Below are 14,285 nucleotides of genomic sequence, written 5' to 3' on the forward strand. Positions count from 1 at the left end.
TCCTCACTTCAGGCCGCTGAGCATGACCCCGCGGATGTAGTACTTCTGGAGCAGCAGGAAGAGGACCAGGACCGGCAGGACGCTGAGCACGAGGCCGGCCATGACGACGGGCATCGTGCGGGTCGGATCGACGTGGTCCTGGAGGAGCTGGATGCCCACGGGCAGCGTCATCACGTCCGGGTGGGCCGTCGAGACCAGCAGCGCCCAGATGTACTCGTTCCAGGCGTCCACGAAGGTCAGCAGCCCGAGCGTCACCAGCACCGGCTTGGTCTGCGGCACCACGATCCGCCACCACACGGCGAACTCGCCGGCCCCGTCGATGCGTGCGGCCTCCAGGACCTCGTCCGGGATCGCCACCATGAACTGGCGCATCAGGAAGATCCCGAAGCCGTTCACGAGGAACGGCATGGCGAGCGCCACGATGCTGACGGTCAGCCCCGCACCGCCCCGCCCGAGCAGGTCGTTGCCGCCCGCGAGCGGCCAGTGCACCAGGATCAGGAAGTGCGGGATGAAGAAGAGGAACGGCGGGAACATCATCGTCGCCAGCACCAGCCGGAACACCAGGTCCCGGCCGGGGAAGCGGAGTTTGGCGAGGGCGTACCCCGCGAGCGACGACGTGAGCAGCACCGAACCGGTGATCACGGCGGTGGCGACGACACTGTTGCGGAAGAGCACCGGAAGGTTCAACTGGTCGACCGCCGCGCGGTAGTTGGACAGGTCCAACGCCTCGGGCAGGAACCGGTAGGGCAGTGTGCCCGCCTCGCCCGCCCCCTTGAAGGACGTCATCACCATGTCGGCGAACGGCACCACCGTCAGCGCGGCGCCGGTCACGACCAGCAGGTACGACACCCACGGGAACCGGCGGCGCGTCACGTGTCCTCCCCGGTGCGCCGGAAGATCCACAACTGCACCAGGGTGACCAGGAGGACGACCGTGAACAGCACGAAGGCGGCGGCGCTCGCGGTGCCCCAGTCGCCGTAGGAGAACGCCTGCCGGTACATCTCGAGCGCGGCCACGTCGGTGGCGTCACCCGGCCCGCCCTTGGTCATCACGATGATCAGTGCGAACGACTGGAGGCCGGTGAGGAACTGGGTGACGCACACGAACAGCAAGGACGGCCGCAGCAGCGGCAGCGTGATCCTGAAGAAGACGGTGACGGGCCCGGCGCCGTCGAGAGCGGCCGCCTCGTAGTACGACTCGGGAACGGCCTTCAGCCCGGCGGTCAGGATGAGGATCGCCGAGCCGACCGAGGCCCACGCCTGCACGACCACGACCGAGGGCAGAGCGGTGTCCGGGTCCTGGAGGAACGCCACCGAGCCGATCCCGAGGGCGTTGAGGACGCCGTTGACGAGCCCGCCCGGTTCGTACATGTACTTCCACACGTTGCCGACGGCGACGACGGTCGTGACGATCGGCAGGAAGTACAGGGTGCGCCACAGGCCCTGGAACCGCAGCTTGTCGATGCAGGTGGCGACGAGCAGGGAACCGGCGAGCGCGAGCGCGACGGTGCCCAGCGCGAACAGCAGCGTGTTGGTGAGGACCGGCGCGAGGAACGTCGATCCGTCGGCGAACAGGGCGGTGAAGTTGTCCAGCCCGACCGGTTCGATGTCGCCGGGGTCGAACCCGGCCCAACGGGACGTCGACAGCAGCAGCGCGAAGCCGAGCGGCAGGACGAGGAAGACCGCGAAGAACAGCAGCGTCGGCGCCAGGAACAAGTAGGCGACGACGGCCTGGCGGCGCCGGGACCGGCCGCCGCCGTCGACGGGCGCCGCGGCGGACCGCGGGCCGCCCGCCGCCCGTCCGGCCGTCTCCGGCGCCAGGGTGTTCACCATGAGCGCGACACCTCCTGGTCGACCTGGCGGCGGGTGGTGCGCAGCGCCTGCTCGACCGACTGCTGACCGGTCCACAGCGCCTCGATGTTCTTGCGCAGCAGCGACTTGGCCTGCTGCGCCCCCGGCACGTTCGGCTCCGGCACGGCGTACGCCAGCGCGTCCAGGAACGGGCGCAGGTTGGGATCGCCGCCCCCGCCGAGCAGTGCCCGCATGTCGTCGGCCCGGCCGGTCAGGGAGCCGGCCGACACCTGCAGGGAACTCATCCGGGTCGCGGTGGCGCCCCTGCCGCGTACCTTGTCGGCGTTGAGCCAGCGCAGGAACTCCCAGGCCTCGCGCGGGTACCGGCTGGCCGTGTTGACCCCCATCATGAAGCCGGTGGAGAGCGTGGCCCGCACGTCGCCCGCCTCGGGCACGGGAACCGGCGCGACGCCGACATCGCGGTAGCCGGAGCGCATGAGCGGCTTCAGGCTCCCGGTCCACCAGCCGGCGCCGACCACCATGGCGACCTGTCCGGACGGGAACGCCTTGTAGACGTTGACACCGGGCGAGCTCAGCCCCGCGGTGACGAGCCGGTGCTCCAGCTCGAACACGGCCCGGCCGGCCACCGAGTCGATGGAGGTGCTCCTGCCGTCCGCGGAGACGAACGACCCGCCGGCGGCGTTGAGCAGCGCGAGTGTCTGGCCGACGGTGGTGGAGTCGTCGTACGTCGACAGACCGAACCCCTGGACCAGGGTGTTGCCGTACCGGTCCCGCCTGGCGGTGCGGCGGGCCGCCTCCTCCAGCTCCCGCCAGGTCTGCGGGGGGCCGTCCAGGCCGGCCTCGCGCAGCAGCCGCTTGTTGTAGTAGAGGGCGTACGTCTGCGCCTCGGTGGGATAGCCGTAGACCCTGCCCCCCACCGACGCGCCGCGCACCGCGGCCGCGCTGTAGCCGCGCGTGATCTCCTCGGCGTGCTCGGGCGGAGCGGGCCGCAGCACGCCGGCCCGGACGAGCTGGCCGTTCCACAGGCAGTACGGGTGGATGATGTCGGCGCCCCGGCCCGCGGCCTGGCGGACCATGAAGGTGGTCAGCAGGTCCGTGTACTCGACCGCTGTCGTGCGTACCTTGACCCGGTCGTGCGTGGCGTTCCACTCGTCCACCGGGCTTTGCAGGGCCGCCTTGGACTCGCCGCTCGCGTAGTGGGTGAGCAGGGTCAGGACGATCGGGTCCCCGGGCCGCCCGGTGCCCCGGTGCGGCGCGGCGCATCCGGAGGCGAGCAGCGCCGAGGGGAGCGCGAGCGCGAAGTGACGGCGGCTCAGGCCGCGGCCGCGGCGCGCCGGCGTCACCGTGCGGCTTCCCGGCGCATCACTCGGAACACCCGGGTGGTGGTGAAACCGCTCGCGCGGTACATGTGTGCCGCCGGGGACCGCTCGCCGGTCCACAGGAACCACGCGGTCTGCGCACGGCGCGCCCGCATCCGCTCCAGGATCAGGTGGAGCAGGACCTTGCCGAGTCCGGTGCCGCGCATCTCCTCCAGCACGCCGATCGGGCCGAACCGCTCGTCCACCGCTTCGTACGTGCCGTGCATCGCCCAGCCGACCAGACGGCCCGAGGGGTCGCGGGCGACGACGATCCGGTCGAGCGGGGTGCCCGCGGCCACACAGTCGCGGATCATGCACGCCCAGTCCGGGCCGAAGTGGTTCCCGGCGAGCGCGAGCAGGTCCACCAGGTCGTCGTCGCCCGGGGTGCCGAACCGGTAGCCCCGCTCCGTGAGTTCCTCCAGGCGGTCCGCGACGTCCCCGGGCATGCGGTGGCCGACCAGGCGGCGCTCCATCGCCGCCGCCTCGTACAGCGTGCCGAAGCCCAGGGACTCCAGGAGCTTGGCCGCCTCCGGGTACTCCTCGGCGTCCAGACCGGGCAGCACGTAGTTCGGGGTGTACGAGGAGAAGTCCACCCGGGTGCGGCCGTGACCGCGCAGCCAGTCGAGGGCCTCGGTCACCAGCCGGCGGCCGAGGCCGCGGCCGCGGGCGGCCGGATCGACGAAGAAGAACGGGATCCAGCCCTGGTCCGGCTCCAGGTCGGTGCCGGCCATGGGGGTCAGGCGGCGCACCGCGTAGGCCGCGCCGAGGACACGGTCACCGGCGACGGCGACCCGGAGCCCCTCCGGATCGAAGTTCGGGTCGAGCAGCACCAGGGAGCGGAAGCGGTCCGCAGTGATCGGGTCGGCCGGTGCGCTCCGCCCCCACGCCTCCACCAGCCGCGGCCCGTCGCCTGCGCGGAAGCCACGCGTGTCCGCACGGTCCGCCTGCGATGTCGTCGGGGGGATGGTCATCGCAGTGGTCCTTCCGTACAACGGCAACGACACCGAAAGCAGTGCACGGAATGTACGTCTATGTCCTGTTATTTCGCAATGAGGCGCAGGTGTCGTGCCGTCGGTGGCCGGCGCGTCGTCGGCGACTGACGCGCCGTCAGCGGTCGTCCGGGGCCCGGCGTCAGGTCCGCTCGCGTCTGCGTTCGAGACGGCGGAGGGCGATCTCGCCCCACTGGATGTTCTCCCGCTCGAAGGCCATCCCGCGCAGCAGTGTCAGGTAGGGTCCGACCCGCTCGGCCTCGGCGAAGTACGCGTCTTCCGTGCGCCCCTTCAGCAGGCGCTCCCGCAGCCGCTCGTACCGTGCGAGCTTGGCCCTGGCCCACTCCACGCTCTCGCCGATCGCCGCGCGCACCGCCTCGATGTCGCCGACGTCCGCGCACTGCACCTTGACCAGCAGCTCGTCCCGGATCGTCGTCGGCTTGCCCGGCGGCTCGGCGGCGTAGGCGCGCACGGCCGCCATCCCCGCCGCAGTCAGCGAGAACAGCCGCTTGTTCGGCCGGCGCTCCTGCTCCACGACCCGGGCCGCGATGAGCCCCTCGGCCTGCATGCGTTCGAGCTCGCGGTAGAGCTGCTGGGGGGTGGCCATCCAGAAGTTCGCGACCGAGGCGTCGAACTGCTTCGCGAGGTCGTAGCCGGAGGCCTCCCCTCCGAGGAGCGCGGCCATCACCGCGTGACGCAATGCCATGGGCGCAACGTAGCACGCCGTTGACTAGTCGCGGATGTGACTATCCGCCCAGCCCCTTCTCGCCCCAGGGGGTGGACGACCTGCGCGGCTCGGCCCTAGTCTCCACCGCACCTACTCAACAAATTGACCAAAGGTGGTCCCGTGCACCCCTTCCGCGCAGCCGTCGAGAACCGCGACGGTGCCGCCATCGAGGCGCTGCTGGCCGAGAACGTCGTCTTCACCAGTCCGGTCGCCTTCAAGCCGTACCCCGGCAAGGCGATCACCGCCGCGATCCTGCGCGCCGTCATGCGGGTCTTCGAGGACTTCACGTACGTCCGGGAGATCGCGAACCCCGACGGCCGCGACCACGCCTTCGTCTTCACCGCGACCGTCGGCGGCAGGCAGATCCAGGGCTGCGACTTCCTCCACTTCGACGAGGAGGGCCGGATCGACGACTTCCAGGTCATGGTCCGCCCGCTGTCCGCCGCGCAGGCGCTCGCCGAGGCCATGGGGGCCCAGTTCGACCGGATCACCCGCGAGGCGTCCGGAGGGTGACCGCCGTCCGCGTCGGCCGGTCCGGAGGGTGACCGCCGTCCGCGTCGGCCGGTCCGGAGGGTGACCGCCGTCCGCGTCGGCCGGTCACGGTGACAGGTCGGACGGCGGCCGGTGCGGTGGCGGCCGAGGCCCGGCCGGGTGGCGTGGGCCGCCGGCCGGGCCCCTCGGGTCAGCCCAGCTTCTTCAGCAGCTCGGCGGCCAGCGGAGCGGACGAGGAGGGGTTCTGGCCGGTGACGAGGTTGCGGTCGACGACCACGTTCGCCACCCACGGCTCGCCCACCCGCACGTCGACGCCCGCCTCCTCCAGACGCGTCTGCAGCAGCCACTTGGCCTTCCCGGCCAGGCCGGCCTGCGTCTCCTCGGCGTTGGAGAACGCGGCCACCCGGTACCCGGCGAAGGCGTTGGAACCGTCGCTCCGCTCGGCGGCGAGCAGCGCGGCCGGGCCGTGGCAGACGACGCCGAGCGGCTTGCCGGAGTCGAGCGTGTCGATCAGGAGCCGGCCGGAGGCGGCGTCGACGGCGAGGTCCTCCATCGGGCCGTGGCCACCGGGGTAGAAGACGGCGTCGTAGTCGCCCAGGTCGACGTCCTCCAGGCGGAGGGGGTTCTCGATCTCGGCCATGGCGGCGAGCCCGGCCGCGATCCTGTCGGCGCCCTCCTGGCCGCCGTTCGCCTCCGCGGCGAGACTGCCCTGGTCGACGGTGGGGACGACACCGCCGGGGGTGGCGACGACGATCTCGTGCCCGGCGGCCTTGAACGCCTGGTACGGGGCGACGGCCTCCTCGGCCCAGAAACCGGTCGGGTGCTTGGAGCCGTCCGCCAGCGTCCAGTGGTCGGCGCCGGTCATCACGAAGAGGATCTTCGACATCGGGGTGCTTCCTTCGATGAGAGCCTTGAGGTGTCGGCTTCGAACGTAGGACGACGAGCCATTCGTTTCCAATGAAGGCTTCAATACCCGCCATAGGACTTCCTATGGCACATTCTCTCCATGAGCGAGAGACACCCTCCGGGCCGCTCCCCGGCCCCGCCCCCGGCCGGCGCTGCTCAGCAGCCCGATCTGAACCTGCTGCGCACCTTCCTGGCCGTCTACCGGTCGGGCTCCTTCACCGGCGCCGCCCAGCTGCTGGGGCTCTCGCAGCCCACGGTGACCACGCAGATGCGCTCCCTGGAGCGGCAGACGGGACGGGAACTGTTCGAGCGGCTGCCGCGCGGGGTCGCGCCCACCCCCGTCGCCGACGAGCTCGCGGCACGCGTCGCCCCGGGCCTCGACCTGCTCGCCGCGGCGACCGGCCCGGAGACGACGACGGGCCGTACGGCGGAACCGGTGCACCTGGCGGGTCCCGCGGAGTTCCTGTGCCTCAGCGCGATGCCGGCGCTGGCGCCCCTCGTGGCCGACGGAGTGCGCCTGCGCGTGGCGACGGGGCTGACCGACGCGCTGCTCGGTGAACTGCGGGCCGGCCGCCACGACCTGGTGATCGCCACGACCCGCCCCCGGGGCCGCGCGCTGTCCGCGGTACCCCTGGAGGACGAGGAGTTCGTGCTGGTGGCGGCACCCGCGTGGGCCGAGCGGCTCAAGGGGCCGCTCGCCGCCCAGGGCCCCTCGGCCCTGCACCAGGTCCCTCTGGTGGCGTACGCGGAGGACCTGCCCATCGCCCGCCGCTACTGGCGCCACGTGTTCGGCCGCAGACTCTCCTGCCCCGCCGCCCTCACGGTGCCGGACCTGCGCGGTGTGAAGTCCGCCGTGGTGGCCGGTGCGGGCTTCACGGTGCTGCCCCGCTACCTGTGCGCCGACGAACTCGCCTCCGGCGCCCTGGTCCCCCTGCACGAACCCGACGACCCCCCGATCAACACCGCGTACCTGGTGCAGCGACCGGGCGTCCCCGACAACCCCGACGTCGTCCGGGTCCGCGACCACCTGCTGGAGGCCGCCCGCGGCCGGTCGTGACCACCCGCGCCGGGCAGGTGTCGGCCGAACGGGCGACTGCCCCCGGGCCGGGAAGTGGCGTATGACTGGGTCGTCTTCCCCAATCGCCCACCAACCGCCCACCCAGGAGGCCCCGGTGACGAACCGTACGGAGTCGATCGAATCGATGGAGCAGCTCGCCGTGGTCTGGCGCGCCATGGTGCTCGACCGTGACCCGGATGCCGATGTGCGGGACCTCCCGGGCATCGCCGTCCGCTGGGCCGACTGCCGGTTCCCGTTCTGGAACTGCGTCACCCTGACCGAGGTCGGCGCGGACAGCGCGCTCGTCGGTCAGCGCCTGAGCCAGGCCGCGGACATCATGCGCTCCAAGAAGCACCCCGGTTTCCTGTGGCTCTTCGAGGACCTCCTCGACGGCGAGGCCCGCGCGCAGCTGCGGGCGGCGGCCGAGAAGGCGGGCCTCGCATACGCCTTCCCCGGCACCGGGATGGCCGGTGACCTGCTGCCCGTCCCCGAGCCCTCGCACCCCGACCTCACCTTCGTCCGCGTCACCACCGACGAGCAGCTGGTGGCGTACGCCGACCTGAACTCACGGGCCTACGGATTCGCGCCGGAGGCCGGCCGGGACGGGCTCTGCGGGTCGGCGCTGTGGAAAAACGAGGTGCACGCCTACCTGGGTCTGCGGGACGGTGTCCCGGTGACGTGCGCCGCGACGGTGGAAGCGGAGGGACGGCTGTTCGTCGTGCTCGTCGCCACCGACCCGGACTGGGAGCGCCGGGGCTACGGGGAGGCGGTGACACGCAAGGCCCTGTACGAGGGCGCCCGGGCCACCGGTCTGACCCGCGCCACCCTGCACGCGACGGCGGCCGGGGCGCCGGTGTACCCCCGCATCGGATTCAAGCCGAACTCGCCGATGGGCTTCTACGCCCTGAAGGGCTGACGCCGGTCGGCCGGACAGGCGAGTCGCCCGGGCGCCCCGTCACGAGCGCCCGGGCCCGAGGCGGCCTCGCGGGTCAGCCGTTCACAGCCGCTGCCACAGTGCCGGGGCGTTCGGCGGTTCCCAGCCCGGCTGGGCCTGGTGGCCCTGCAGGCACCGGTAGCCGGCACCGCCGTACGTCACCGTGTCGCCCGCCTGGTAGACGGTGCCGGCCGACCACGTGCCGCCGGGGTCGCCCGGGTCACCGGGGTCGCCCGGATCGCCGGGACCGGTGGCGGTCGTCTTCAGCGTCAGGCCGTAGGACTGGAGGATCGGGTTGATCGGCTGGAAGAACGTCGTGCCGCCGCTCGTGCAGTTGCCCGAACCGCCCGAGGTGACGCCCTGTGCCTGGCTGCCGGAGATGAACGAGCCGCCCGAGTCACCGGGTTCGGCGCACACCGAGGTGCGGGTGACGCCGGTGACCGTGCCCTCCTGGTACGTCACGCTGGTGTTGAGCTGCTGCACGGTGCCGCAGTGCCAGCCCGTCGTGGAACCGGAGCGGCACACGGAGGAGCCCACCGGGGCCTGTGCCGACCCCGCGACCTGGACGCCGGAGCCGTTGACGTACGGCGTCGCCGTCCAGTTGGAGTTGACCGCCACCCACGCCATGTCGTTGCCGGGGAAGACCGACGCCTGGAAGGTGCCCTGCGCGACCCGGTTGGAGCCGGTGGTGCTGCTGCCGGCGCGCCCGCAGTGACCGGCCGTGGCGAAGCCCTGCTGGGTGCCCCGGGTCACCGGGAAACCGATCGAGCAGCGGCTGCCGCTGCCGATGTAGTAGGCGTCACCGCCCCGCAGGTCGTACAGCGGACGGGGGTGTCCGGACGACTTCACGATCCGGGCGAGGGAGGCGTCGACGCCGGCTTCGGCCAGCAGGGCGCGTGCGGCGTGGGGCCGTACCGCCTGGATCACCAGCGCGTTGGTGCGGACGTCGACGTACCACACGGGGGTGTCGGTCGTGGCGCGGTGGGCGGCCGCGCGGTCGACCCGCGCCTTGGCCGCGTCCAGCGCGGCCAGGGAGCGGTCCGCGACGACCGCTTCGGCGCCCCGCGCCCGGATCGCCGGCACGTCGGCCGGGTCCGTGGTCGCCACGGTCAGCGTGTCCGACTCGGCGCCGCGCACCCAGGCGCCGGCGAAGTCCGCGCCCAGCGCGGCCCGCAGCCGGCCCGCCGTGGCACCCGCCTCGGCCTCGTTCGCCAGGCGCCGCTCGGCCTGCCGCCGGTCCAGGCCGAGATCACGCTGGAGCGCGCCGAGGAGGGCGGGTGGCGTCTGACCGGTCCGCAGGGTCGCGGCTGCCGTGGGGTGGGCGGGGGAGGCGGACGGCTGGGCGCTCGCGGAGCCGCTGAGCCCGGCCACGAGCAGGGCACCCGCCGCCGCGGCGGCGGCGCACGCGGCTCTGAGGTGTCGTTGGAGCATGGGGAGGTCTCCTCGGATTCGGTGGGAGTGCCGAAACCGTAGGGAGGTCCGCCCCCGGCCCATAAGACGTCAGCCGACCCCCTGGCTCCGTGTTATGCCCCCGGAGACCGGGGCCCGGCTCGCACGCCCCCGGTCTCCGCATGCCCCCGCATCGCCCGTCTCCGGCGTGACCCGGCCCGCATCGCCCGTCTCCGGCGTGAAGTCCCGGCTCGCACGCCTCCGGCGTCGGCCGTCCCCGAGGACGCGTCCCCGGCTCACGACGCGCGGTCGGCCCGCGGGCGAGGGGCGGCGTCCGGTTCCGCGCGCCGCGCGAGCCAGCGTGCGTAGCTGTCGCTGCGCGCCGCCGCCCCCGCGTGTGCCCTGCGGGCCTCCGCCACGACCGTCGCCGCGGTGTCCGGCCGCTGGCCGGCCGGGTGCCAGCCCAGCAGGTGCCGCCACACCAGCGGGGTGCCGGCGAGTGGGCGGGTGGTCAGACCGGGTGTCGGCGGGAAGGTGGCCCGGCACAACCCCACCGCCCGGCCCACCTGCACCAGATGGACACAGGACGCGGTGTCCGTCTCGTACATGCGGCGAGGGGTGAAACCGGCGCGGGCGCAGGCCGCCGTGAAGCAGTCCGCGAAACAGCCGTCGCCCGGAACACACGCCCACTCCTCGGGTGCGAGGGCGGCCAGGCTCACCTCGCGGCCGCGGGCGAGCGGATGACCTTCGGGGAGCATCACGAAGACCGGGTCCACGGCGATCTCCTCCCAGACGAGGTGCCGGGGGTCGGGCGGGAGAGCGGAGCCGCAGGCGCCCGTGAGCGCGAAGTCCAGGCGCCCCTCGGCCAGTTGCCCGGCCAGCTCCCGCTCCGACCAGGAGGCGCAGGTGGTCACCGTGGTGCCGGGGGCGGCGTCCGCGAGCCGGTCCACCAGCGCGCCCAGCAGCGGACCGTGCGTGCCGCCGAGCCGCAGCCGCTTCCCGTCCCGCTGGGTGCGGGCGAACCGGGCCGCCTCCTGCTGGAGTTGGCTCACCGCGGGCAGCACGATCCGGGTGCGCTCCAGCACCAGCTCACCGAGAGCGGTGGCGCGGACGCCGTACCGTCCGCGCTCGAACAGCGTGCCGCCCAGGGCCCGCTCGATGCGTCGCAGCTGCGCGCTGAGCGCCGGCTGCGCGAGCCCGAGCAGCGTCGCCGCCCTGGTCAGACTGCCCGCGTCCGCGATGGTCCGAATGGTCTTGAGGTGCCGCAACTCCAACTCCATGAGGGGAGCTTGCGGGGTGGCGGGACGCGGGGCAAGGGGCTGGTACAGACCAAGCGGGGCGGGTAGGAACGACGAGTGATCCGCCGGAACCACGTGAGGGGAGCGTTGCCGATGCGCGGCACCACCGTCTTACCGGGCACCCCCGGCCTTCCGCCCCCGGCCGGGGACGTGCCCCTGCACCGGCTGGAGGTGGCCGGGCCCGGCTCCGTACCGTTCGCCGCGGGGACCTTCCAGGCCGTGGGGCCGCTGTCCCGGTGGGACCGGCCGCACCGGCACACCTTCTACGAGATCGTCCACGTGAGCGCCGGCTCCGGCACCCACGTCGTCGATCTCGCGCGGTGGCCGGTGCGGCCCCCGCACCTGGCCGTGATCGTGCCCGGCCAGGTGCACCACTGGGAGGGCGGCCGGGGCCCGGAGGGGACGCTCGTCCTGTTCACCGACGACTTCCTGATGGACCACCCCGGCGACCGGGACGTACTGCGGCGGCTGGGCGAGCAGTGCTGGTTCGAACTGGACACCGAGCACGACCGGTCCGTCCGGCGCCTGATGGGCGAACTCGTCGCCGAGCACCGGCAGCGGGCCCCGGGACACGAGAGCGTCCTGCGCGCCCTGCTCCACGTGCTCGTCGTCCGCGCCGCCCGGCTGCCGGGCCGCACCGGCGGCGGCCGTGCCCCGGGCGCCCAGGGCCGGCCGGCCGCCGTCGCCGAGGCGTTCACGCGGCTCGTCAGCCGTCCCGGGACGGCGGGCCGGACCGTACGGGAGTGCGCCGACCACCTGGGGGTCACACCCGGCTACCTGACCCAGGCGGTGCGGGCCGCCACCGGCCGGCCACCCGGACGGCTGCTCATCGAGGCGCGGGTGTACCAGGCGCAGCGGCTGCTGGCCCATACCGAGCTGTCCGTACGGCAGGTCGCCGCGCGCACCGGGTTCACCGACCCCGCCTACTTCAGCCGGTTCTTCCGCCGGGAGACCGGCAGCAGCCCGGGCGACTTCCGAAAACACCACGGCCGCCGTCATCCGTCCCTCGAAGCCCCGCTGACGCGCGCCTAACTTCGTTGCCGAGCCCACCCCCCACGAGGAGGAGACATGGACGGAGCAGGCACGAACGGCGTAGGCAGGAACGGCGCAGGCACGGACGGCGCAGGCACGGACGGCGCGGGTACGGGCGGCGCGGGTACGGGCGGCGAGCCGGGGGCCGGCCGGCTCGTGCGCCGCAAGACGGTGCTGCGCGCGGCCCTCGCGGCCGCCGCGGCCCTCCCCGTGGCCATGACCGGGGGTACGGCCCTCGCCCGCACCCTGACCGGCACCGGCACGGTACCCGCGCTCACCCCGGCGTGCGACGACGGCGACGACCCCACCCCGGAACAGACGGAAGGCCCCTACTTCAAACCGAACTCCCCCGAGCGCACCAGCCTCCTGGAGCCGGGCCTGCCCGGCACGCGGCTCACCGTGACCGGCTACGTCTTCGGCCGGGCCTGCCGCCCCCTGTCCGGCGTCCTGCTGGACTTCTGGCAGGCCGACGGCAACGGCGCCTACGACAACACCGGTTTCAGACTGCGCGGGCACCAGTACACCGACTCCCGCGGCTCCTTCGCACTGACCACGATCGTGCCGGGCCTCTACCCGGGACGCACCCGGCACCTCCACGTCAAACTGCAGGCGCCCAACCGGCCCGTGCTGACCACGCAGTTGTACTTCCCGAACGAACCGCGCAACAACACCGACACGATTTTCGACCCGCGGCTGCTGATGACCGTGCGGGACGCGGGCGGCGGCCGCGAGGCGGCCTTCGACTTCGTCCTCGACGTCCCGCAGGACCCCGGCCCGGGAACCCCCACCCCGCCGGGTGACGCGTGGACCGTGGGGGTCGCCTACCGGGCGGGGGACCGGGTCACGTACGCGGGCCGCGGCTACGTCTGCCTCCAGCCGCACACGGCCCAGCCGGGCTGGGAGCCGCCGGCCGTACCGGCTCTGTGGCGGGCGGCCTGAGGGAACGGCACGGCAGTGCGGTGACCCGCGGCGGCGGCCGTACGGCACGGTCGCCGCCCCGGCGGTCGGCACAGGCCTTACGCCGCGGACGGCGCCGGGCTACGGCCGCACGTCCCGGTCCAGCCGGACGTACAGGCTCTGGATGCCGCGGGCCACGCGGGCCGGGCTGTGACACACCGGGCGGCCGGCCGGCCGGGGCCGGCGGGCGAGCAGGTGCCGCAGCGCGGCGGTGGCCTCCAGACGGGCCAGCGCGGCGCCGAGACAGTAGTGGCCGCCCAGGCCGAAGGCGAGGTGCCGTGGCCGCCGGTCGAGCCGGAGCCGGTGCGGTTCCGGGAAGACGCGCGGATCACGGTTGGCGGCGCCGAGGAGCACGGAGACGACGGTGCCGCGCGGAACGGGCGTACCCGCGATGTCGGCGTCGACGAGGGCGGTGCGGGGCGCCAGCTGAATGGGCGGATCGAAGCGGAGCAGTTCCTCCACGGCCGCGGCGACGGCCTGTTCCGCGTACCCGGTGGCCGCGAGGTACGCCAGCTGGTCGGGGTGGCGCAGCAGGGCGTGCAGGCCGTTGCCGATCAGACCCACCGTGGTCTCGTACCCGGCCGCGACGAGCTGCGCGCACGTGGCCACCGCCTCCGCCCGGGCGCTCCGGTCGTCGGCGCCTTCGGCGAGGACGCGCAGCAGGCCGCCGGTGTCCGGACGCCGTAGCGCGACGGTGATGTCGCGCGCCAGCAGGACCCGCGCCCGCGCGATCCGCTCATGGGTCTCGGGGGGAATCAGATCGGGCGGATCCAGCCCGCGGACCAGGAGCGCCGCCGCCTGCGTGAACCGGTCCCGCAGGTCTTCCGGCACACCGATCAGGTCCGCCACCACCCTCGCGGACAGGGGCCGGGCGACGTCCGCGACGACGTCCGCCGTGCCGGACCGCGCCGCCTGCGCGACCAGGCCGGCCGCCAGGTGACCGATCCTCCGGCGCAGGGACAGCACCTCGCGCGCCGTGAAGGCCCGCCGTACGCGCTCGCGCTGACGGGTGTGGCCGGGCGGGTCGGTCAGCAGGAACGTACGCGCCGGCACCCCGTAGCCGGTCCGCTCCTGCGGGGTCTGGGCGCCGTGACCGTAGCGCGGATCGCCCAGGACGGCCTGGGCCTCGAAGTAGCCGAGCACGACCACGTGCCCGGAAGGGGTGCGGTGGACCGGACCACTCGTACGGCGCACCCGTTCGTAGAAACGGTACGGGTCGCGCAGGAACTCCTCGCTGCCGGCGTCGAAGGGCAACTGCCTCAGCAGGCAGTCGATGAAGGTATCGGATGTGTCCATACGAGTCTCGCCCGTCATTCCGCTGTCGCTTCCAGCCGC

Annotated in this window: 14 protein-coding genes; 5 read left to right on the plus strand and 9 right to left on the minus strand. The window is 73.5% G+C overall.

Going from position 1 to position 14,285, the window contains the following annotated elements; translation table 11 throughout:
• Positions 1-3 precede the first annotated feature (3 nt).
• From ABZ576_RS08410 to ABZ576_RS08430, 5 genes are all read right to left on the minus strand, one after another.
• On the minus strand, positions 4-873 hold the full coding sequence (locus ABZ576_RS08410; RefSeq protein WP_360737477.1) for a carbohydrate ABC transporter permease: 870 nt from the start codon (positions 871-873) through the stop codon (positions 4-6).
• Positions 870-1,832 carry a sugar ABC transporter permease gene (locus tag ABZ576_RS08415; protein ID WP_360737480.1) on the minus strand — a complete coding sequence of 321 codons (963 nt, stop codon included), beginning with the start codon at positions 1,830-1,832 and terminating at the stop codon, positions 870-872. Before ABZ576_RS08415 ends, ABZ576_RS08410 begins: the two co-directional genes overlap by 4 nt.
• Positions 1,826-3,154: an ABC transporter substrate-binding protein gene (locus ABZ576_RS08420; RefSeq protein ID WP_360737482.1), complete on the minus strand. Its 1,329-nt coding sequence runs from the start codon at positions 3,152-3,154 to the stop codon at positions 1,826-1,828. Before ABZ576_RS08420 ends, ABZ576_RS08415 begins: the two co-directional genes overlap by 7 nt.
• Positions 3,151-4,140, minus strand: coding sequence for a GNAT family N-acetyltransferase (locus ABZ576_RS08425; protein ID WP_360737484.1), 990 nt, complete (start codon positions 4,138-4,140; stop codon positions 3,151-3,153). Before ABZ576_RS08425 ends, ABZ576_RS08420 begins: the two co-directional genes overlap by 4 nt.
• Positions 4,141-4,300: 160 nt before the next feature.
• Entirely contained in the window at positions 4,301-4,864 is a 564-nt protein-coding gene (locus tag ABZ576_RS08430) for a PadR family transcriptional regulator (protein WP_360737487.1), read from the minus strand.
• A gap of 141 nt (positions 4,865-5,005) precedes the next feature.
• On the opposite strand from ABZ576_RS08430, the gene ABZ576_RS08435 reads away from it, so the two are divergent.
• Entirely contained in the window at positions 5,006-5,398 is a 393-nt protein-coding gene (locus ABZ576_RS08435) for a nuclear transport factor 2 family protein (RefSeq protein WP_360737490.1), read from the plus strand.
• 169 nt (positions 5,399-5,567) lie between these two features.
• On the opposite strand, the gene ABZ576_RS08440 is transcribed toward ABZ576_RS08435, so the two are convergent.
• On the minus strand, positions 5,568-6,263 hold the full coding sequence (locus tag ABZ576_RS08440; RefSeq protein ID WP_360737492.1) for a type 1 glutamine amidotransferase domain-containing protein: 696 nt from the start codon (positions 6,261-6,263) through the stop codon (positions 5,568-5,570).
• Between the two features lie 120 nt (positions 6,264-6,383).
• On the opposite strand from ABZ576_RS08440, the gene ABZ576_RS08445 reads away from it, so the two are divergent.
• Positions 6,384-7,340 (plus strand): LysR family transcriptional regulator, encoded by a 957-nt coding sequence (locus ABZ576_RS08445; protein ID WP_360737495.1) that lies wholly within the window; start codon positions 6,384-6,386, stop codon positions 7,338-7,340.
• A 145-nt stretch (positions 7,341-7,485) separates the two neighbouring features.
• Positions 7,486-8,256 (plus strand): GNAT family N-acetyltransferase, encoded by a 771-nt coding sequence (locus ABZ576_RS08450; RefSeq protein ID WP_360737642.1) that lies wholly within the window; start codon positions 7,486-7,488, stop codon positions 8,254-8,256.
• An 81-nt stretch (positions 8,257-8,337) separates the two neighbouring features.
• On the opposite strand, the gene ABZ576_RS08455 is transcribed toward ABZ576_RS08450, so the two are convergent.
• Both ABZ576_RS08455 and ABZ576_RS08460 read right to left on the minus strand, forming a co-directional pair.
• Entirely contained in the window at positions 8,338-9,705 is a 1,368-nt protein-coding gene (locus ABZ576_RS08455) for a trypsin-like serine protease (protein ID WP_360737498.1), read from the minus strand.
• Between the two features lie 254 nt (positions 9,706-9,959).
• Positions 9,960-10,943, minus strand: coding sequence for a LysR family transcriptional regulator (locus ABZ576_RS08460; RefSeq protein WP_360737501.1), 984 nt, complete (start codon positions 10,941-10,943; stop codon positions 9,960-9,962).
• 111 nt (positions 10,944-11,054) lie between these two features.
• On the opposite strand from ABZ576_RS08460, the gene ABZ576_RS08465 reads away from it, so the two are divergent.
• Together ABZ576_RS08465 and ABZ576_RS08470 are read left to right on the plus strand one after the other, a co-directional pair.
• The gene (locus ABZ576_RS08465; protein ID WP_360737504.1) at positions 11,055-11,993 is read left to right on the plus strand and encodes an AraC family transcriptional regulator; all 939 of its coding nucleotides are present in this window, start codon (positions 11,055-11,057) and stop codon (positions 11,991-11,993) included.
• A 216-nt stretch (positions 11,994-12,209) separates the two neighbouring features.
• Entirely contained in the window at positions 12,210-12,932 is a 723-nt protein-coding gene (locus ABZ576_RS08470; RefSeq protein WP_360737645.1) for a carbohydrate-binding protein, read from the plus strand.
• 99 nt (positions 12,933-13,031) lie between these two features.
• Here ABZ576_RS08470 and ABZ576_RS08475 read toward each other — a convergent pair whose 3' ends face one another.
• Complete coding sequence (locus ABZ576_RS08475; protein ID WP_360737506.1) at positions 13,032-14,246, minus strand: cytochrome P450; 1,215 nt, start codon at positions 14,244-14,246, stop codon at positions 13,032-13,034.
• Positions 14,247-14,285 lie beyond the last annotated feature (39 nt).

Source organism: Streptomyces sp. NPDC013455, assembly GCF_040632975.1.
Taxonomy (GTDB): domain Bacteria; phylum Actinomycetota; class Actinomycetes; order Streptomycetales; family Streptomycetaceae; genus Streptomyces.